General features: G+C 43.7%; 18 protein-coding genes. 7 read left to right on the top strand and 11 right to left on the bottom strand.

Annotation, left to right across the window (positions count from 1 at the left end):
- Positions 1-269: 269 nt before the first annotated feature.
- A complete protein-coding gene (gene astB / locus KO537_RS18150) occupies positions 270-1,604 on the top strand; it encodes an N-succinylarginine dihydrolase (RefSeq protein ID WP_173244483.1) in 1,335 nt (444 codons plus the stop codon).
- Positions 1,605-1,707: 103 nt separating this feature from the next.
- Here astB and KO537_RS18145 read toward each other — a convergent pair whose 3' ends face one another.
- Positions 1,708-4,149, bottom strand: coding sequence for a hypothetical protein (locus KO537_RS18145; RefSeq protein WP_173244480.1), 2,442 nt, complete (start codon positions 4,147-4,149; stop codon positions 1,708-1,710).
- A gap of 222 nt (positions 4,150-4,371) precedes the next feature.
- On the opposite strand from KO537_RS18145, the gene KO537_RS18140 reads away from it, so the two are divergent.
- From KO537_RS18140 to KO537_RS18125, 4 genes are all read left to right on the top strand, one after another.
- Positions 4,372-5,694, top strand: coding sequence for a dicarboxylate/amino acid:cation symporter (locus KO537_RS18140; RefSeq protein WP_105252686.1), 1,323 nt, complete (start codon positions 4,372-4,374; stop codon positions 5,692-5,694).
- Positions 5,695-5,865: 171 nt separating this feature from the next.
- Positions 5,866-6,225, top strand: coding sequence for a hypothetical protein (locus tag KO537_RS18135; RefSeq protein ID WP_105252687.1), 360 nt, complete (start codon positions 5,866-5,868; stop codon positions 6,223-6,225).
- A 183-nt stretch (positions 6,226-6,408) separates the two neighbouring features.
- A complete protein-coding gene (locus KO537_RS18130; protein WP_028759714.1) occupies positions 6,409-7,083 on the top strand; it encodes a response regulator in 675 nt (224 codons plus the stop codon).
- Complete coding sequence (locus KO537_RS18125; protein ID WP_028759713.1) at positions 7,074-8,423, top strand: sensor histidine kinase; 1,350 nt, start codon at positions 7,074-7,076, stop codon at positions 8,421-8,423. Before KO537_RS18130 ends, KO537_RS18125 begins: the two co-directional genes overlap by 10 nt.
- A 15-nt stretch (positions 8,424-8,438) precedes the next feature.
- Here KO537_RS18125 and KO537_RS18120 read toward each other — a convergent pair whose 3' ends face one another.
- Positions 8,439-9,134 (bottom strand): 2OG-Fe(II) oxygenase, encoded by a 696-nt coding sequence (locus tag KO537_RS18120; RefSeq protein WP_173244477.1) that lies wholly within the window; start codon positions 9,132-9,134, stop codon positions 8,439-8,441.
- A 118-nt stretch (positions 9,135-9,252) separates the two neighbouring features.
- On the opposite strand from KO537_RS18120, the gene KO537_RS18115 reads away from it, so the two are divergent.
- Entirely contained in the window at positions 9,253-10,515 is a 1,263-nt protein-coding gene (locus tag KO537_RS18115; protein WP_028759711.1) for an HD-GYP domain-containing protein, read from the top strand.
- A 188-nt stretch (positions 10,516-10,703) separates the two neighbouring features.
- On the opposite strand, the gene corA is transcribed toward KO537_RS18115, so the two are convergent.
- The 4 genes from corA to cobB all read right to left on the bottom strand — a co-directional run bounded on the left by corA (position 10,704) and on the right by cobB (position 13,648).
- A complete protein-coding gene (gene corA / locus KO537_RS18110) occupies positions 10,704-11,651 on the bottom strand; it encodes a magnesium/cobalt transporter CorA (protein ID WP_028759710.1) in 948 nt (315 codons plus the stop codon).
- 127 nt (positions 11,652-11,778) lie between these two features.
- Positions 11,779-12,150, bottom strand: coding sequence for a hypothetical protein (locus KO537_RS18105; RefSeq protein ID WP_028759709.1), 372 nt, complete (start codon positions 12,148-12,150; stop codon positions 11,779-11,781).
- A gap of 320 nt (positions 12,151-12,470) precedes the next feature.
- Entirely contained in the window at positions 12,471-12,920 is a 450-nt protein-coding gene (locus KO537_RS18100) for an ATP-binding protein (protein ID WP_173244474.1), read from the bottom strand.
- On the bottom strand, positions 12,917-13,648 hold the full coding sequence (gene cobB, locus KO537_RS18095) for a Sir2 family NAD+-dependent deacetylase (RefSeq protein WP_028759707.1): 732 nt from the start codon (positions 13,646-13,648) through the stop codon (positions 12,917-12,919). Before cobB ends, KO537_RS18100 begins: the two co-directional genes overlap by 4 nt.
- A 257-nt stretch (positions 13,649-13,905) precedes the next feature.
- Between cobB and fur the strand changes: the two genes are divergently transcribed.
- A complete protein-coding gene (gene fur, locus KO537_RS18090) occupies positions 13,906-14,337 on the top strand; it encodes a ferric iron uptake transcriptional regulator (RefSeq protein ID WP_028759706.1) in 432 nt (143 codons plus the stop codon).
- Positions 14,338-14,420: 83 nt separating this feature from the next.
- Here the strand turns inward: fur and KO537_RS18085 are convergent, their stop codons facing one another.
- The 5 genes from KO537_RS18085 to odhB form a co-directional block, all read right to left on the bottom strand.
- On the bottom strand, positions 14,421-14,918 hold the full coding sequence (locus KO537_RS18085; RefSeq protein ID WP_028759705.1) for a GNAT family N-acetyltransferase: 498 nt from the start codon (positions 14,916-14,918) through the stop codon (positions 14,421-14,423).
- 95 nt (positions 14,919-15,013) lie between these two features.
- Positions 15,014-15,421 carry a nucleoside diphosphate kinase regulator gene (gene rnk, locus KO537_RS18080; protein WP_028759704.1) on the bottom strand — a complete coding sequence of 136 codons (408 nt, stop codon included), beginning with the start codon at positions 15,419-15,421 and terminating at the stop codon, positions 15,014-15,016.
- A 400-nt stretch (positions 15,422-15,821) separates the two neighbouring features.
- Entirely contained in the window at positions 15,822-16,694 is an 873-nt protein-coding gene (gene sucD / locus KO537_RS18075) for a succinate--CoA ligase subunit alpha (RefSeq protein ID WP_028759703.1), read from the bottom strand.
- A complete protein-coding gene (gene sucC / locus KO537_RS18070; RefSeq protein WP_006081976.1) occupies positions 16,694-17,860 on the bottom strand; it encodes an ADP-forming succinate--CoA ligase subunit beta in 1,167 nt (388 codons plus the stop codon). Before sucC ends, sucD begins: the two co-directional genes overlap by 1 nt.
- A gap of 105 nt (positions 17,861-17,965) precedes the next feature.
- Positions 17,966-19,156, bottom strand: a complete 1,191-nt coding sequence (odhB, locus tag KO537_RS18065) for a 2-oxoglutarate dehydrogenase complex dihydrolipoyllysine-residue succinyltransferase (protein WP_105252694.1) — start codon at positions 19,154-19,156, stop codon at positions 17,966-17,968.
- Positions 19,157-19,160: the final 4 nt, after the last annotated feature.

The raw sequence follows: 19,160 nt of genomic DNA, 5'->3' as shown, positions 1-19,160 counted from the left end.
TACTGATAGTTTCAAGTTAATCCCTCTTTTATATGTACCAGCGAGTCACTTTTTAATCAAAGTTGAAAAAATGTAAAAATATAATATGCGTAATTAAAAACTAATATTTCATTATTTGCCAGCAAGCAAGAAATAGTTATGCATTTATCGTGAAAAAGTCGCTTTGAGCACAAAACCGTCCGCTTGTGCACTCGAAAAGCTTCAGTATACTGGGTTCCCTCAGGGACCATATGAACAAATAATAACTTTCCCTATCACAAGGATAAGCAATGAAGCACTTTGAAGCGAATTTTGATGGACTCGTTGGACCAACACACAATTACGCAGGGTTGTCTTTTGGCAATGTAGCCTCACTTAGCAATGCCGCCTTAGTTTCCAACCCCAAAGCTGCAGCAAAACAAGGACTCCAAAAAGCCAAAGCACTAGCCGATATGGGCATGGTTCAAGGAATATTAGCTCCTCAAGAGCGCCCAGATCTCTATACATTGCGCCGAATTGGATTTTCCGGCTCTGATGCTAATGTATTAAAACAAGCGGCAAAAGAAGCGCCTATGTTACTTAATGCCTGTTGCAGTGCTTCCAGTATGTGGACAGCCAATGCCGCTACCGTCTCACCAAGTGCAGATACACGTGACGGCAAACTGCATTTCACCCCAGCAAATTTAGTCGACAAACTGCATCGCAGCATCGAGCCTTTGACAACGGGGCGCATATTAACAGCAACTTTCAGTGATCCCCACTATTTTCATCACCATAGTCACTTACCTGAGCATAATAGCTTCGGTGATGAAGGTGCCGCAAACCACACTCGTCTCTGCAATGAATACGGCCATGCTGGTGTTGAGCTGTTTGTTTATGGACAAGAAGCCACTAATCCCAATGCACCTAAACCGCAAAAATATCCAGCAAGACAAACCTTAGAAGCGTCGATGGCAGTCGCACGCTTACATCAGCTGGAAGACGATAATTGCGTCTTCATCCAACAGAATCCTGATGTGATTGATCAAGGTGTATTCCATAACGATGTTATCGCAGTAGGTAATCAAAATGTCCTGTTCTACCACGAACAAGCCTTCTTAAATACCCAGAATAAGATCGATGAAATTAAACGTAAACTCGACACTGAGCTGTATTTCATTGAAGTGCCAACCGCGAAAGTAGCAATTAACGACGCAGTCAAAAGCTATTTATTCAATACTCAAATTATTACGTTGCCATCCGGTGAAATGGCGATTATTGCCCCAACAGATTGCCAAGAAAATCCCGCGGTATTTGCCTATTTGAACGAATTACTCACGTTAAACACGCCGATTAAGCAAGTGCTTTATTTCGACGTAAAACAAAGCATGCAAAACGGTGGCGGTCCTGCTTGTCTTCGTTTACGTGTCGCCATGAATGAAGTGGAAGTCGCAGCGGTAAATCAACACACTCTGATGAATGATGCTTTATTTACTCGTTTAAACCTTTGGGTAGACAAACATTATCGAGACAGATTAACCACCCAAGATCTTGCAGACCCTCAGCTAATCATCGAATCTCGAACAGCTCTGGATGAACTGACACAGATTATGAAACTAGGCAGCGTGTATCAGTTCCAGCGTTAGGAATTATTCCTAACGCTGGAACTACATCATTATAAAATTCGACAGACCTACAATAGAAAAGAGCACCTTAGATGCTCTTTTTATTTGGATAAGGTCCTTAAAACTAGCTGATTCTAATCGGAATAGATAGAACCTGAGTCACTGACCCATTAGGGGTTTCAACCTCAACAATAAGAGTACCTGCATTAGGTTGCTCTTCACCTTTCAGTGTCACACTAAACTCACGTCCCGCGTTATAGTTACTACTTGGCCAAATATATTGAGCACTGCTAGCAACAGAACCTGCGCTTGCTTTAAATCTAACAATACTACCAGCAGGCATTTGTTGGTTATGTAAGTCAGATATAGTGAAATAAACAGTAGCGGCATCTTTACCTATTAAGTCAATACGTTGGTCTTTGCTGATGCTGTAACTATCGTCGATAAGCACATCAGCAATCGGAGTCGCATAAGCAGTACTTCCTGACATGACAATCACTAAACTGCCTCTCACATATAGTGATTTTGAATCTGTAATACCATCAGCACAAGCAGCATGTGCAGGCTCAGAGCAGAGTACACCGTTATATTTACTATCTTTTATATCAAAAACACCATTAGAATTAAAATCAATTAACTCTTCTAATTCCCCACCAATTTGTCCACCCGCTTGCTGAGGATTAAAAATGCCATCTTCATTATAATCATTGAAAGCATCATCCAAATCAAATGGCTTACCACTTACATCTTTTTGAGTTAAAAATGCTGTTGCTTCAGAAGAATCAAAGCGACCATTGCCATTAAGATCTGGGAAGGATTCTTCGCCAATCGCAGTAGCAGTAATAGTTGCTCGACCACCATATTTCTGGCCATAATAATTACCTAAATTAGGCGCAAGTGTCGCAATAGGATTGCGAATTAATGCGCCTGTTGCGTCAATAAGAGACTGCCCTTCAGGCCTAGTTAACTGACTCGTCCAAACAACACTACATGTACCTTTAACAGTCTGACAAGCATCTTCAATAGAGCCACCTTCAGTGGTAAAAGATACTGTTGTGCCATCTGGAACAGGGTTATTGAATGCATCGGCTAGGCGTGCAGTAACGGTCACTTTGGTGCCATCAACGTTCCAACCTTCAGCATTGAGTACTGTTGCAGAAAGTGAAAAACTGTCTTGATCGGGTATCCCTGTCGAGATGATGAGCTGACTTGATTGACTTGAAATAACTGGCGAAGAGCCAGCAATAGTGCCTGTTACTCTTACCGAAGTAGCAACAGTCCCTGTTCTTACAACTGTCTGAACAATGCCTTGATTGTTAGTCGTTGCACTTGATGGGTCAAGCACTATGCCTCCCGTCGTAGTGTTCAAACTAAAGTTAACTAACTGGTTACTTACCGGATTACTATTTGTGTCAAGTACCTTAAATTTAACTTCAGAAGATTCTGAGCCACCTGTACCTAAAATGGCGATATTTTGCGGTGTCGCAGACATAAATATAATGCTTCCCACGTTAGCAGGAAGTACTTTAATAGTGCCCGTAGCTGAAAGATTTAATCCACCTGCGTTAGCAGTAACATTAATAGGATCATCTCCAACGCAGCCCTTTGCAAGGTAAGTCGTTGTAGCTACGCCATTCACAGAGGGTACGGGTGAACTTATTATGGCTTCTGGTGATGATTTAGTTGAACAGGCCGATGAAAACTTAACATCCACAGGTTGGGTAAAAGGCTTACCTTGATCGTCCTGGATAACGACAGAAATAGTCGCGGTGCCACCTGCAGTTAAATCACTTGAACTAACACTTGCTTTACCAGCAACAAAAGGACTTCCACTACCCATGACTACATTTGTAGCACCAACCACCACTACTGTATTACCTTTTTCACCACTAGCTAAAGAGGCAACGATAGTTCCTGCACCTAACGTATTACCAGCATAAATATCAACACTAGCCTTTCCCTGACTATTTGTTACAGCAGTTTTGATAGGAAGGTCCCCAATATCATTGTCAAAGGTCACTATCGTGGGTTTATTAATGCCGGTGATAGTAGCAGTTAACTTACCTGGATTTAAGGATGTAATAGTTTGAATAGGTAAGCCTGTAATATCAGTTAAGGCTAAATTAACTTGTGCACCTCCACCCGCTTCACCGCCATCACCTTTCATCACAAAACCAATTTTCCCAGACTCCCCAGTATCAACTTTGCCAGTGACAGTACCTGCACCCGCAATAGTTGCTGTATTTAAAATAATAGTAGCAACACCTTCGGTATTCGTTAATGCCGTTGCCGTACTAGGATCAAAAGACCCAATATTAGAATTACTCAGAGTAAAAGTAACTAATTCACCAGCCAAGGAACCGAGTTTCGAATCAACAACTTTAGCTGATACTGTGGCAGGTGCTAAAGCAGAAATATCCGTATTAGTAATACTCAGAGTGACAGTGACGACACTTGGCGTCGGCGGAGTACCGGAACCATCATCAGAGATACTGCCCCCACCACCACATGCTGATAATAAAAGCGAACACAATCCTGCGAGAAAAACCTTATACGCTGACTTCATTGTCAGGCTCCCTGTTACTCTGATGATAATACCTAAGCGAGACGCTTATTACTTATAGGCTAACATTACACAATTTTCACGCAACTTTCCCATAACTATCTTATTTTATTTCGCAAATCTGATAAATACTTTAACATTAATTGTCATTTCATCTTCACGATTTTCTTGCTAGTCTTGTGAGCGCCAAAAAATAGAATGTATAAAAAACACACAGGACTCTCTATGGCAATTTCTATAAAAAATAAACTCGGCCTTACAAGTAAAATTCTGATCGGTATGGGAACAGGTATTGCTTTAGGCCTCATTCTCCGCAATGCCTTTCCAGAAAGCGATATAGTAAAAGATTATATTACTGAAGGTTTCTTGCATGTTATCGGTACTATCTTCATCTCCAGCTTAAAAATGTTAGTCGTTCCTTTAGTCTTTATTTCATTAGTTTGCGGAACTTGCTCATTGAGTGAACCTTCAAAATTAGGCCGCTTAGGGGGGAAAACCCTCGCCTTCTATTTATTCACAACCGCCATTGCCTTAGTGATTGCGATTGTCAGCGCAGTCCTTATACATCCTGGAAACGCCTCACTGGCGTCAGAAAAAATGGAGTACGTCGCAAAAGAAGCCCCAAGTCTTGCTGATGTGCTGATAAACATAGTGCCTACCAATCCGATGCAGGCATTGAGCGAAGGTAATATGCTGCAAATTATTATTTTTGCGGTCATTTTTGGCTTTGCTATTGCCCATATTGGTGAGCGCGGCAAACGTATTGCGGCGTTGTTTGAAGATTTAAATGAAGTCATCATGCGTGTCGTGACACTGATCATGCAACTCGCGCCTTATGGTGTGTTTGCGCTGATGGCAAAACTTGCATTAACACTCGGTTTAGAGACCTTTGGTAGTGTGGTTCAATATTTCTTCGTGGTCTTAGGTGTATTACTGGTCCATGCGTTTATCGTTTATCCAATCCTTTTAAAACTTTTCTCAGGCCTCAACCCCTTAATATTCATTCGTAAAATGCGCGATGTGCAGTTGTTTGCTTTTTCAACCGCCAGTTCAAATGCCACTTTACCCATTACCATAGAAGCGTCTGAACATAGATTAGGTGTCGATAATAAAATCGCCGCTTTTACGCTACCGTTAGGCGCTACCATTAATATGGATGGCACAGCAATCATGCAAGGCGTTGCCACTGTGTTTATTGCGCAGGTTTTTGGCATTGAGCTCTCACTAACCGATTATGCCGTTGTTGTTGTGACAGCCACGTTAGCATCAATTGGTACCGCGGGTGTTCCAGGTGTCGGACTTATCATGCTGGCCATGGTGTTAAATCAAGTTGGCTTACCAGTGGAAGGGATTGCCCTGATTATCGGTGTCGATCGCTTACTCGACATGGTACGTACTGCTGTAAACGTCACTGGTGATTGCGTAGCAACTGTAATTATTGCTAAATCAGAGGGCGAATTTAACGAGCAAGTGTTTAACAACACTCAAGCGGGTAAAGTTGCTAGAAGTTTTGATGAGCAAGTTCATCATTTAGATAAATCGAACTAAACCTCACAAAGACCAAAATGACGCCCAGCTTCAGTGTTGGGCGTTTTTGTTTGAACGCAATACAGTTAACATGTCTATTGTTAGCAAAATGTGAACGCACCAATAGTACGGAAGTTTGTTTTTAGATACATTATGTTTACTATTTTAATACGTTTAATGGGAGGGGTATAAATGTGGTGGAGAAGTCTTTGGATCCTGATTGCATGCTGGTTATTGAGTGCCCACTTCGTACGTTACGAACAAATTAACTTTGCTATTCCTTTTGCACTTGCGCCTTTGGTCTTATTTTTTAACTCAGTTTACTTACTTCGTTTATTACAAATTTTATTATTTATAAGTGTCTTTGCCGTATGGGGCGTCACAACCATTGAAGCGATACATCTGCGATTAGCGCAAGAAATGCCTTGGTTGAGATTGTCTTTTATCATGATGGCGGTGATGTTATTTACCTTAGGCGCGATTATGTGTGGCAACGGCATTTTGCGGATCAGAAAACAAAAATCGCCTTGGGGAAATTCCCCGATACGCTAACACTTTAACGGAAAAACCTTCTTATTCAACAATTAATTAGTACTTATTTTGACCACAAGTTCAACTCGGTCAGCAAAGGTTAAGTTCAACTAAGATATGCTGATCCTCTATTTGGTTATCAGTGTGATTTTGCGTAGACTAGTTTGCTAAAGCTTTAGCTCATACACTTTAAGGCATTATATTATGAGAATTTTGGTTGTTGAAGACGATCCTATTTTATCCCACCACTTAAAAGTGCAATTAAGCGATCTCGGCAATCAAGTTCAAGTGGCACTGACTGCCAAAGAAGGTTTTTATCAAGCCACTAATTATCCCATAGATGTCGCCATTGTCGATTTAGGGCTACCCGATCAAGATGGTATTAGCTTAATTCAACAACTCCGTGAAGCGGGTCTTAAAGCACCGATATTAATTCTCACGGCACGAGTTAATTGGCAGGATAAAGTTGAAGGCCTAAACGCCGGAGCCGATGACTATTTAGTGAAACCCTTTCAAAAAGAAGAGCTTGTCGCAAGGCTTGATGCCTTAGTGCGCCGTAGCGCAGGTTTTGTTAAACCCGTGATTTGCAGTGGAGAATTGAAACTCGATCTCGCCGCCAAACAAGTCACTCTGGGTGACGAAGTCATGGAGGTCACTGCCTTTGAATATTTAATCCTCGAATATTTGATGCGCCATTGTCATGAGGTTGTCGCCAAGCAACGTTTACTCGATGTGATTTATGGTGATAAGGAAGGCGATCCCAATACGATTGAAGTCATGGTCAGCCGCCTGCGTAAAAAACTGACCCGCGATGGTATCGATAACCCCATAGTGACCATCCGCGGCCAAGGATATAAATTTAACCTGCCATGCAATTAAGATTAAAATTCAAGAAACGTCTGCTGACACGGATGTTTCTCACCTCGCTATCAATTATTACCTTAGTGGGTTTTGGTCTCGCATGGATGGTTAATATTCTGCATGCGCAAAATAGTTATAACGAAGAAACTGCCCAACTCATTGCCGAAATTCCCCAAGTCGCCGCCGAATTACGGGAGCACGATCTTATCCCCGATACCAGTGCTTGGTTAGAAGAAAATAATAAACAAGAGCGCTATGTAATAGCGAGTTGCGATGACAAATTTAAGCAGGTTTGGACCTCATCCCTCGCAGTAGATCGTGGCTTATTTGATACCTGTGAGCGTTTTAACGAAATCCGTAACGACTCCCCGCCCTACTACCTCACCATGGCTGACGACAGAGGTTATTTCGTCTATTTGCTCGCGGTCGAAATTGCCAGTGTGCATTACAACCTCCTCGTCATGAAAGATGCCGCCAAACTGGAGCAAGAATACAGTAAGTTCAGTAAACGTACTTATATTCGTTTAGCTATGGTATTGGCCTTAGCCTTAATTCTATTGGTCAGCGCCGCCTATTGGGGCATGCGTCCCTTGGTACGGATGCAAAATGAACTGCAATCAATTAACCAAGGTAAGAGTAAATCACTTTCTGAGGGCTATCCTGTTGAACTTGAAGGCGTAACGCAAGCACTCAACCAGATGTTGCAACAATCTAGTGCCCAACAACAGCGCTATCAAAATGCTATGAATGACTTGGCACACAGTCTTAAAACCCGCTTAGCCGCCGTGCATGCCATTACAGATGACGCCAGTTTGAGTAAACAATCGGCAAGCGAAAAGATCATGGAACAAGTCAGCCAGATGGATCAGCTGGTCAAATACCAATTAAAACGGGCCATGTTAGGCCGCCAAGGCCTGAAGCAAGAACAAACTGTTATCGCGCCCTTAGTCGATCAATTAGCACAAATGTTGTTTAAAATTTATCGAGAAAAACAAGTGCAGTTCTCGGCCAACATCTCCCCCTCTTTGATGTTCCCCGGTAACAAGGGTGACTTAATGGAGCTTTGTGGCAACCTTATGGAAAATGCTTTCCGACTGTGTATCAGCCAAGTGCATGTATCGGCTAAAATTAACTCACAAGGTGAGTTTGAACTCATTGTTGAAGATGATGGCCCTGGTGTTGAAGAAAGCTTAAGACAGAAGATTATCCAACGTGGCGTGCGTGCCGATACTCAGTCTCCTGGGCAAGGGATCGGATTAGCTGTCTGTGATGAAATCGTTCACAGCTACGGTGGCAGCTTAAAAATTGAAGAAAGTCGCTTAGAAGGGGCACTCTTTAGGATCCGTATCCCAGTGTAATAAACTGGGATACTATCAGGCAATCACCGCATATAACTGTTCGGCTCGATTAAACATGATCCAAGAAGTGGCAATATATTTGTCACCACTCACAGGTTTATTTCCCCGATGTGAATGAGTAAATCCCGCAGGCGCTATCACCATAGTGCCTTTTTTGGGGGAGATTTTACGCTGTTGATAATAAAATTCGGTTTCGCCGCCCTCTTCCACATCATTTAAATAAAACATATAGAGCACGACGCGATGCAGAGCTTCATTGTGGCCATTCTGCGGGAATTGCTCCGAATGCCAATGGGGATAACCGCCTTTATTTTGCTGATACTTTTGAATATTAATACTGCCACTGCGATACAAATACTTCACTAAGCCATCGGCCCTAGGCGCACCCAGCGTCGCAAAATTAGTCGGAGTTAACGTCACTGGTTGGCCCTGCTCATCACTCACTGACACAGCAACCGCACCCATTAATGCCATTGAATATTTTGTAAAATAATCTACTGCGCCCTTTAAGGTATAACCTAAGAGTTCGTTTCTGATGGGCTGCAGGTCGACGAAACTATCTAAGGTCAAATCGCGGCTGATCTTCTTCTCCAAATCGACGCCATTGCCCGTTTGTCCATCAACAACGCCAGCATGTTGCTCAAATGCCAGAATGAGACGGTCACACAAGTCATTCGGCAACGCATTAGGGTATACTTCAATAAAGTCCATACTTCCTCAATGGAGTGGCTACTTTCTAGGCTTACTATGCTGACATGTTAGTTAAGTAATTGTAAAGCAGCATCATTGAGATAAAATAACCCACATTACGCTTCACGATAACAAGAATATGAAAAAAAGCTGTAAAGTTTCAGTCCATCAACTTCAAGTCGGCAACTTTGTGCGTTTGCCCGTGGCTTGGAAAGATCATCCCTTTTTATTCAGTAGCTTTCATATTAAACAAGCTGCGCAAATTGAGTTGATTAAAAATCTGGGCATCGAACATGTCATCGTCGATTTAGAACGCAGCGACGTCGCCCCGATACATGCTGATGCGGTCAACCCTATCAAATTGCCGCCAAGTGCTGAAATCAATGTGCTTAAAAACGACATGGATCAATACAAGGCTGAGCAAATCGAAGTACAAAAAAAATTACGCCGTGACATTAATAAAACTGAGCAAAATTTTACCCGCTCAGTAGCCATGATGCGCAGCCTCATCTCTAAGCTACGTAATCGCCCCTTAAATGCGGTCGATGACGCCAAAGATTTAGTTCACACCATAGTCGAACAGCTGCTCAACTCAGATAACTTAGTGCTGCATTTGATGAGTGATGCTAAGCAGGATGAAAGCATTTACTACCACTCCTTGAATGTTGCGATCCTCTCTATGCTGATCGCCAAAGAAATGGAATGGGATAGAAGTGAAATCGAAACGGTCGGTCTCAGTGCCCTGTTCCACGACGTGGGTAAATTAAAAATCCCACCACAAATTCTAAAAAAATCGACACCTTGGTCAGCACCAGAGCTTAATTTTATCAAGCAGCATCCATTACTTGGGATTGAACTGCTCAAATTAGCCGATAATTTTCCCCAAGCAGCCTTACCTGCAATCACCAATCACCACGAGTTTCTCGATGGCAGTGGTTATCCCAAAGGCCTAAAGGAAGAGGCTCTCGATAAGGTATCGCAACTGATTGCGGTAGTGAACGAATATGACTCCTTGTGTTACCCAAGCCAACAGGGCAAAGCCAGAATGCCCTACGCCGCACTAGGGCATTTGTATAAGCAATATAAAACTAAGCTAAATCAAGAGTATATTGGCAAGATGATCAAGATGCTGGGCATTTACCCCCCAGGCAGTGTGGTGGAATTATCCAGCGGTCAATATGCCATGGTGATGTCGGTTAACTTAACTAAACTGCTATGTCCAAAAATATTGGTTTACGATGCCTTAGTGCCTAAAGATCAGGCGCCTATCGTTGATCTGGAAATTGAAGGGATCAGCATAGTGCGCTGCTTACCACCTGCGGCGCTTCCTGAAAAAGTCCACGAGTATTTGAATCCGCGCGAGCGAGTGAGTTACTACTTTGGCGGCGATAGTCGTAAGTAGTTGATTAAGAAACTGGCTTAACGATTATGTCTAACGAGCTTCACTCATTTAAGCAAAGTCATCGAGTCTCACTCATTGAATAAAAGTCATTGAATGAACATGATTAATAAAAGTGATAACAATAAGGGTCGAATATTGCATTCGACCCTTATTGTTAATTCAAGAAATAAACACAGCTCGCGCCAGGCTTATAACCAATGCTTACGTTTAAAGAAGAAGTAAGTACCTGCGGCACTGGCTAACATCATCACAATCGCCATAGGATAACCGTATTGCCACTCAAGCTCAGGCATGCTGGTAAAGTTCATCCCATAACTACTGGCAATCAAGGTCGGTGGTAGAAACACCACTGCGGCAACCGAGAAGATTTTGATGATTTTGTTCTGTTGCAGACCACTGAAACCCATGGCCGCATCGAGCAGAAAGTTTAACTTATCGAAAATAAACTGACTGTGGGGCATCAGCGACTCGATATCCGACAACATTTCCCGCAAGTCCTTTAAATGTTCATCGGATAACTGGCCACGATAATAACGCTGCATATAACGCAGTGAACGCTGAGTATCGAGCAAACTTAATCGAATTTTACCATTAGAGTCTTCTTGCAGAGTGATGAGCTTAAATACATCGTCAAGTTCATCGTTATCAAATACTTGCTCACCGACATTTTCAAGTACAGTGTAAACGTCTTCAATTAAGTCAGATAGATAATCCACTTTCAGATTAAATAATTCGAGAAACAATTCCTGCGGTGTCGATACTTCTAACCGCCCTAAACGCAAATAGTTACGCAGCAAACGGATAAGACCTACGTCTTCTTCACGAATTGTCAGTAAAAAATTGCTACGAAGGTTGAAGGAAACGTTAACGCCGCGCACATCTTGGCCGACACGCTGTGGGAATAACGAATTAATATGCAAGCCGTCACTGTTTTGATAAAAACGTGCTGAGGCCTCAATTTCATTGATATCTTCTTCGTCAGGCACTTCTTCAACAGAAAAATGACTTAACCACTCTCGCTCCTCATCATCGGGTTTATACAGATCTAACCAAATGGTCGACGCGGGAATACTGTCCAGTATGCCGAGCTCTGTCACAGTAAGGTGACGATTATCATAGACATAAGCAGTAATCATTTGTCCTCCTGAAAAAAAACTTAAGTTAACGATTCCACTTAAGTGCAGGCTAAAAAATTGTCGCTAGTTTACCGCATAAGTTGGCAATGAAAAGGCGTGCAAGGTAATTTAGTAAAATAAATATGCCTTAATCGGTTTCGATAATTGCCAACCGTTCTTGGGTCGAAAAGCGAATATGGATGCCATCGATAGTGACCATTTTCGAGTCTGAGATATCCCCTTTTCGCACACGATACTCGCCGTTATTGTCGGCATTCGGTGACACAATTCTCACAGTGACAATTCTATGCTGATCGCGCCAATACCAAACACTGTAACTCAGCAGGCTAAATCCAATCACCACAAACACACCCGTCAACAGGTATCGGCGCCACAGCGGTTCACTAAAACGCTTTGAACTGAGATTAACAGCCTGAGGTTCAATCTGACGCTTGCGTTTCACCAGCAAAAACCAAGCGCCAGCAATAACTAAGACTGTTAGTAAAATTTTAATGAGCATGGCTCTTTCCTCTGATAAACGTCCGCTTGTGCTCAATGGTATCGATCAAGCCAGCAGCAATCTTGCATTGGCCCTTCAATGCCACACAAGTTAGCGCATTATACGCAGACTTATATGGATAAACTGTCTTTGGGATCAAGCTTAAAGTGCACAGTCAAATAGATAAGGCGAATGTATGAGCCACACACATGCACATAGACAAAGCAGAACGTTGAAACAGAGTACAACAGACTTATGACAGGGCGAAAACACTGCGGGACCCATGCTTAAAATTGATTGCTACAGATCACAATACTCAACAATTAAGTAAGTACCTGACATTAAAAATCTTCAAATCCCTTCGCCATCCGCTGAATTTGTGCCAAAGGAACGCCATGGCGATTACGTTTCGCGCATTCCTGCTGATGAGCCAGACTGCTTAGTTCACCCACAAGCACAATTCTAACTTGATAACCTAAGGCTTTTGCCGCCGCTTCATAGGCCATGTATTCCCAGTGGCACAGATTGGTATTATCACAAATCACCACAGGCTCGCTTGAAGAAAGTGCCTGAATAAACCCCGTCAAATTACATTGATGAAACTCAGGTAATTTCTTGGCATCGAAACGGTATTCATCTTCATGGTAGAAAAAACTATCGGTCGAAAATACGCCACGTTGCCGCACGCCAATGGCTTTTTCTAAAGGAAGGGAAAGAATGTAAGTTTCAACCCAGTGTGACTTACCACTGCCCGGTAAGCCACGCATTATAATCGCAACTTTTTCGCTCATGTGTTCGACTCACTGCCAATCACTCGACCCGCTAAAATGGTATCAACCAACTGAGGCACTAACTCCCCCGCTTTTCCTGTGAGGTGATATTGAAACTGACTGTGTCTATCGGGTGCCATCATATTCACTTCGACTGTTTGAGCCCCATGATGGTTAGCAGTATCCACAAAGCCCGCGGCAGGATACACAGTGCCAGAGGTGCCAATGGCAATAAACAAGTCACAGTTATCGAGCGCATCGTGAATTCGATCCATCCCTAAGGGCATTTCACCAAACCACACCACATGGGGGCGTAATCGCTGAGCCGGAATACAACAAGTACAGCAATTATCGGCACCAAAGGGCTCACGTAAAATAAAGGTCTGACGTGAGCGCGGACAACGGCCTTTGGATAATTCACCGTGCATATGCAATAGACGGCGCGAGCCCGCACGCTCATGCAGATCATCAATATTTTGTGTGATGATAAGTAATTGACCTTTAAAGTCCGCTTCCAACTTTGCCAAGGCCACATGCGCTGCATTGGGTTCAACCGTGCCACTGTGCAGTTGCAACCAACGACTATTGTAAAATCGCTCTACCAATTCAGCATCACGCTCATAACCTTCTGGTGTAGCAACGTCTTCAATATGATGCTCTTCCCACAGACCATCTTGATCGCGAAAGGTGCGTAAACCCGACTCAGCAGAGATCCCTGCGCCGGTTAACACCACAATTTGCTGGTACATGCCGATTCCTTATTATTTTATTTATTTGAATTATTCTCACTGACTTTGGCAGCCGTGAATATTATTCCTTGGTATAACCATACAAAAACTATGCTTGAATTGCCGCAAAATATTGTGATTTAACGCCTATTGACACAATTTATCTGCATATCGCCCTAGAAAGCCAGAACAAAGGTTTAAGTTTTCAACCTGAGCACCTATAATGGCAAACACTATCCACGGATGAACCTATTGGTTCTGCAATCAAGAGATTAGCAATGACAGATGGAAATCAAGCGCTAAAAAAAGCGGGTTTGAAAATTACCCTGCCACGAGTCAAGATCCTAGAACTGATGCAAGGACCTGAAAACCAACATATCAGTGCAGAAGATTTGTACAAGAAGCTGCTCGATATCGGTGAAGAAATTGGTCTAGCCACCGTCTACCGTGTGTTAAACCAATTTGATGATGCAGGTATTGTCAGTCGCCATCATTTTGAGAGCGGTAAAGCCGTTTTCGAACTATCGACTCAGCATCATCATGATCACTTAGTTTGCCTATCGTGTGGCAAAGTGATTGAGTTTTCAGATGAAGTCATCGAACGTCGTCAAGATGAAATTGCCATGAAACACAACATTAAGCTGACTAATCATAGCTTATATTTGTACGGCACTTGCACCAACGATACCTGTGAGCATAACGACGCCTAAGTCGGCCATTGTGTTTATAAAGCATTAAGCAAAAAACCAGCCTAAGGCTGGTTTTTTATTGGATGATGTTTACGGGTAAACCGCTATAACACCTTGGCGTAGATATTCACTTTATGGCCCATAAACTCATTTTGCTCACGCCAATGCATGCCCACACGCTTAGCCACACCTTCAGAACCGAGATTCCCTGCTAAGATAAGTGCAATCGTCTGATCAATACCAAAACGTTTAAATTCGGCTAATGCAGCAAATGCGGCCTCAGTACCAATTCCTGTTCCCCAATACTCAGGGAAATAACGATAACCTAGTTCGACTTCGCTGAATTCTGGAATAAATTTCGGACCACAAAAACCAATCACACGCTTATCGGCTTTATGCTCTACCGCCCAACGACCAAAACCATGTTGCTGATAATCGACTTGGATCACCTTGTGAAACAACTCAACCGCCTGCTCGCGAGCTGTAAATGCCGCGGTGGGAATGTACTTCAGCATCGCGGCATTACTGTTCATCAAATAAAGCGCTTCACAATCTTGCTCAGTAAATGGTCGAATAATTAACCGTTCAGTTTGGGTTATCATCTTTGCTCCTTCAAAAATGGCACTTAAAAATCAACCAATGGTTCGCTTAAAGTGCACTGGCGTAACGTCAACGACACTACGCCAATACCTCAAGCTTAACGGTGGAAATCACCACTGCGTTCAGGCTGATACAGGATTTCTTCAATACGCACTTTTACCATAGAACCACCCGGACCTGGCCATTCAATTTCATCACCTTGAGAGAGCCCTAATAATGCGCTGCCCACTGGCGCCAAAATAGAAATCGTGCCCGCGCCGTTCACGTCTTTTGGATACACTAAACGTAAACAGAAAGTCTCATTACTGGATGAAACGCTAAACTTCACTTCTGAATTCATGGTCACCACATTCGCGGGCACCTGTGATGCAGGCACAATATCGGCTCTGTCTAATTCAGCCTCCAATGCCGCTTTGCCCGGAAACGCATTTGCCGGCAGTGACTCCAATAATCGCTCTAGTCTTTCTAAGTCAATTTCCGAAATAATGATTTTAGGTGTTTTCACAGTTTTTCCCTCGTAAAAAAATGTGATGTTTAAGCCGTTACTGTGGCTAACATCGACTCTGTTGCTTACCCTCCCCCAATGCGATAAGCCCCATAAAACAAATACGCTCGCAACGATAGACTGCAACCGTGTTAAATAAATTTGAGTTCAAGATTTTTTGCAGAACAGCACTGAAGCCATAAGCACTTAGCTCATGGTTAATGGCTCTACTCACATTATCCTCGCCAATGACACAGACGAGCGCGTAGTAGAGAAGCATCAATCTAACCCGTAGAAGAAAAAATATCTAGTCTTCATGGTGTTAGCTCAATCCCATTCCTGTCATTTACAGCGATTCGCTGCCGAAATTACAGCCAATAAAAAAGGCGCCTTAGGCGCCTTTTTTATTCGAAAGGTTAGCTTACCAACCTGTACGAATACGCAGCGCTTTGCCGATATCAGCAAGCGAGCGGACAGTTGTTACGCCCGCTGCTTCTAATGCAGCAAATTTGTCTTCTGCAGTACCTTTACCGCCAGCGATAATCGCGCCAGCATGGCCCATACGCTTACCAGCAGGTGCAGTGACACCCGCAATATAAGACACAACAGGTTTAGTCACGTGTGCTTTAATGAAAGCCGCCGCATCTTCCTCAGCGTTACCACCGATTTCACCGATCATAACGATCGCTTCAGTCTGTGGATCGTTTTGGAACATTTCCAGTACATCAATGAAGCTAGTACCTGGAATTGGGTCACCACCAATACCTACGCAAGTAGATTGGCCAAAACCTTCATCCGTTGTTTGCTTAACCGCTTCATAAGTCAGAGTACCTGAACGAGAAACGATACCCACTTTGCCTTTTAAGTGGATGTGACCTGGCATGATGCCGATCTTACATTCACCTGGGGTGATAACACCTGGGCAGTTAGGGCCGATCATGCGAACGCCAGTTTCTTCAAGCTTCACTTTAACTTGCAGCATGTCCAGTGTAGGAATGCCTTCAGTGATACAAACGATAAGCTCGATGCCACCGTCGATAGCTTCAAGAATGGCATCCTTACAGAACGGAGCCGGAACATAGATCACAGAAGCAGTCGCACCAGTCGCAGCCACAGCGTCTTTCACAGTGTTGAACACTGGCAGACCTAAGTGAGTTTGACCACCTTTACCAGGAGACACACCGCCCACCATTTGCGTACCGTAATCGATAGCTTGTTGTGAGTGGAATGTACCTTGACCGCCAGTGAAACCTTGGCAAATTACCTTGGTATCTTTATTGATTAAGACAGACATTATTTGCCCTCCGCAGCTTTAACTACTTGCTCAGCCGCGTCAGTTAGACTGGTAGCTGCAATGATATCTAGACCTGATTTAGCTAATACTTCACGGCCAAGTTCAGCGTTAGTACCTTCTAAACGAACCACAACAGGTACTTTAACGCCCACTTCTTTAACAGCGCCGATAATACCTTCTGCGATCATGTCACAACGTACGATACCGCCGAAAATGTTAACCAGAACCGCTTTCACATTGCTGTCAGACAGAATGATTTTGAATGCTTCTGCTACACGTTCTTTCGTCGCGCCGCCGCCTACGTCTAAGAAGTTCGCTGGCTTGCCACCGTGCAAGTTAACGATATCCATAGTACCCATAGCAAGACCAGCACCGTTCACCATACAGCCAACGTTACCGTCTAATGCAACGTAGTTCAGCTCGAACTTAGCAGCGTGAGCTTCGCGGGCATCATCCTGTGATGGATCGTGCATGCCTTTGATTTTTGGTTGACGGTAAAGTGCGTTACCGTCGATACCGATTTTACCGTCTAGGCAGTGTAGGTTGCCTTCAGTGGTAATAACCAGTGGGTTGATTTCAAGCAATGCGAAATCATGATCAACGAACATAGTCGCCAGACCCATGAAAATCTTAGTGAACTGCTTCATTTGAGTTGGGTTTAAACCTAACTTGAAGCCAAGATCACGTGCTTGATAACCTTGTGGGCCAGTCAAAGGATCGATAATTGCAGTGTGGATGAGTTCTGGCGTTTCTTCTGCCACTTTCTCAATTTCAACACCACCTTCAGTCGACGCCATGAACACAACGCGACGAGTCGCGCGGTCAACAACGGCACCTAAGTACAGTTCGTTAGCGATGTCGGTACAGCTTTCTACTAAAATTTTAGCAACCGGCTGGCCTTTCTCATCAGTTTGATAAGTCACCAGATTTTTGCCTAACCAGTGTTCGGCAAAGGCTCTGATTTCTTCTTTATCGCCAGTGACTTTAACGCCACCTGCTTTACCGCGGCCGCCTGCGTGTACTTGACACTTAACAACCCATAAATTTCCGCCAATATGGCCTGCCGCTTCTACAGCTTCTTGGGCTGTATCACATGCAAAACCTTCTGACACTGGTAAACCATATTCGGCAAATAAGGATTTTGCCTGATACTCATGCAAATTCATGATGATCTATCCGTATACTTCTAATCAAATCCAACTGGCCCGTTTGGGCCAGTCACGAGGGTATGTCTGGCTATTTCTTTAAGCGCAATCTCTTATCGAGTTGTGTTACAGATCAAGCAGCAGACGAGTTGGGTCTTCTAGGAAGTCTTTAATCGCAACCAAGAAACCAACAGACTCACGGCCATCAACAATACGATGGTCATATGAGAGTGCTAGGTACATCATGGGCAGGATTTCAACCTGACCATTGACTGCCATTGGGCGATCTTTAATGGCATGCATGCCTAAAATCGCACTTTGTGGCAGGTTAAGGATCGGTGTAGACATCAGTGAACCGAAAACACCACCGTTAGTCACAGTGAAGTTACCGCCAGTCATGTCAGCCACAGTCAGCTTACCGTCACGGCCTTTAAGGGCTAAGTCACGAACTGCTTTTTCGATTTCAGCTAAGTTCATGGTATCTGTGTCACGTAACACTGGTGTTACCAGACCACGTGGTGTTGATACTGCAATGCTGATGTCGAAGTAGTTGTGATAGACGATATCATCGCCATCAATAGACGCGTTGACTTCTGGGAAACGTTTCAGCGCTTCAGTCACGGCTTTGATGTAGAAAGACATAAAGCCTAAACGGATACCGTGGCGCTTTTCAAAGATATCTTGGTATTGCTTACGGATATCCATGATGGGCTTCATGTTCACTTCGTTAAACGTCGTGAGCATAGCGGTAGAGTTTTTCGCTTCTAACAAGCGGTTTGCGATTGTCTTACGCAGACGTGTCATTGGCACGCGCTTCTCGCTACGGCCAGCCGCTAACGGAGCTACAGCAGGTGCTGCTGGTGCCGCTGCTTTAGGCGCAGACTTAACAAAGGCTTCAACGTCTTCTTTAGTAATACGACCACCCACACCAGTGCCTTTTACTTTGCTGGCATCAACATTGTGCTCAGCCAGTAAACGGCGTACAGATGGGCTTAACGCATCACTGCTTTCATCGCTGGTTTCAGCTACAGGCGTTGCCGCTTCAGCTTGCGCTTTAGTGACTTCTTTGCCCGATACAGCACCGGCGATGAATTTAGCGATCACTTGTTCACCCAGAACAGTGGCGCCTTCTTCAAACAAAAACTCGCCAATGTGGCCATCTTCTGGCGCAACCACTTCAAGAACCACTTTATCGGTTTCAATATCAACCAGGTTTTGATCACGAGAAACTTGCTCGCCCACTTTCACATGCCAAGTGGCAATCGTGGCATCGGCAACAGATTCTGGTAGTACGGGTACCTTGATTTCGATACTCATGAAA

The sequence above is a fragment of the Shewanella sp. NKUCC01_JLK genome (genome assembly GCF_019345615.1).
Taxonomy (GTDB): Bacteria; Pseudomonadota; Gammaproteobacteria; order Enterobacterales; family Shewanellaceae; genus Shewanella; species Shewanella oncorhynchi.
This window is presented reverse-complemented; position numbering and strand designations above follow the sequence as displayed.

Bases quoted from the DNA above. Each gene is read 5' to 3' on its own strand.
- KO537_RS18135 (WP_105252687.1), top strand. From the start codon at position 5,866: ATGTGGTGGAGAAGTCTTTGGATCCTGATTGCATGCTGGTTATTGAGT.
- KO537_RS18145 (WP_173244480.1), bottom strand. From the start codon at position 4,149: ATGAAGTCAGCGTATAAGGTTTTTCTCGCAGGATTGTGTTCGCTTTTA.
- KO537_RS18085 (WP_028759705.1), bottom strand. From the start codon at position 14,918: ATGATAACCCAAACTGAACGGTTAATTATTCGACCATTTACTGAGCAA.
- KO537_RS18140 (WP_105252686.1), top strand. From the start codon at position 4,372: ATGGCAATTTCTATAAAAAATAAACTCGGCCTTACAAGTAAAATTCTG.
- sucC (WP_006081976.1), bottom strand. From the start codon at position 17,860: ATGAATTTGCATGAGTATCAGGCAAAATCCTTATTTGCCGAATATGGT.
- odhB (WP_105252694.1), bottom strand. From the start codon at position 19,156: ATGAGTATCGAAATCAAGGTACCCGTACTACCAGAATCTGTTGCCGAT.
- KO537_RS18125 (WP_028759713.1), top strand. From the start codon at position 7,074: ATGCAATTAAGATTAAAATTCAAGAAACGTCTGCTGACACGGATGTTT.
- KO537_RS18100 (WP_173244474.1), bottom strand. From the start codon at position 12,920: ATGAGCGAAAAAGTTGCGATTATAATGCGTGGCTTACCGGGCAGTGGT.
- astB (WP_173244483.1), top strand. From the start codon at position 270: ATGAAGCACTTTGAAGCGAATTTTGATGGACTCGTTGGACCAACACAC.
- KO537_RS18120 (WP_173244477.1), bottom strand. From the start codon at position 9,134: ATGGACTTTATTGAAGTATACCCTAATGCGTTGCCGAATGACTTGTGT.
- KO537_RS18130 (WP_028759714.1), top strand. From the start codon at position 6,409: ATGAGAATTTTGGTTGTTGAAGACGATCCTATTTTATCCCACCACTTA.
- cobB (WP_028759707.1), bottom strand. From the start codon at position 13,648: ATGTACCAGCAAATTGTGGTGTTAACCGGCGCAGGGATCTCTGCTGAG.
- sucD (WP_028759703.1), bottom strand. From the start codon at position 16,694: ATGTCTGTCTTAATCAATAAAGATACCAAGGTAATTTGCCAAGGTTTC.
- corA (WP_028759710.1), bottom strand. From the start codon at position 11,651: ATGATTACTGCTTATGTCTATGATAATCGTCACCTTACTGTGACAGAG.
- KO537_RS18105 (WP_028759709.1), bottom strand. From the start codon at position 12,150: ATGCTCATTAAAATTTTACTAACAGTCTTAGTTATTGCTGGCGCTTGG.
- fur (WP_028759706.1), top strand. From the start codon at position 13,906: ATGACAGATGGAAATCAAGCGCTAAAAAAAGCGGGTTTGAAAATTACC.
- KO537_RS18115 (WP_028759711.1), top strand. From the start codon at position 9,253: ATGAAAAAAAGCTGTAAAGTTTCAGTCCATCAACTTCAAGTCGGCAAC.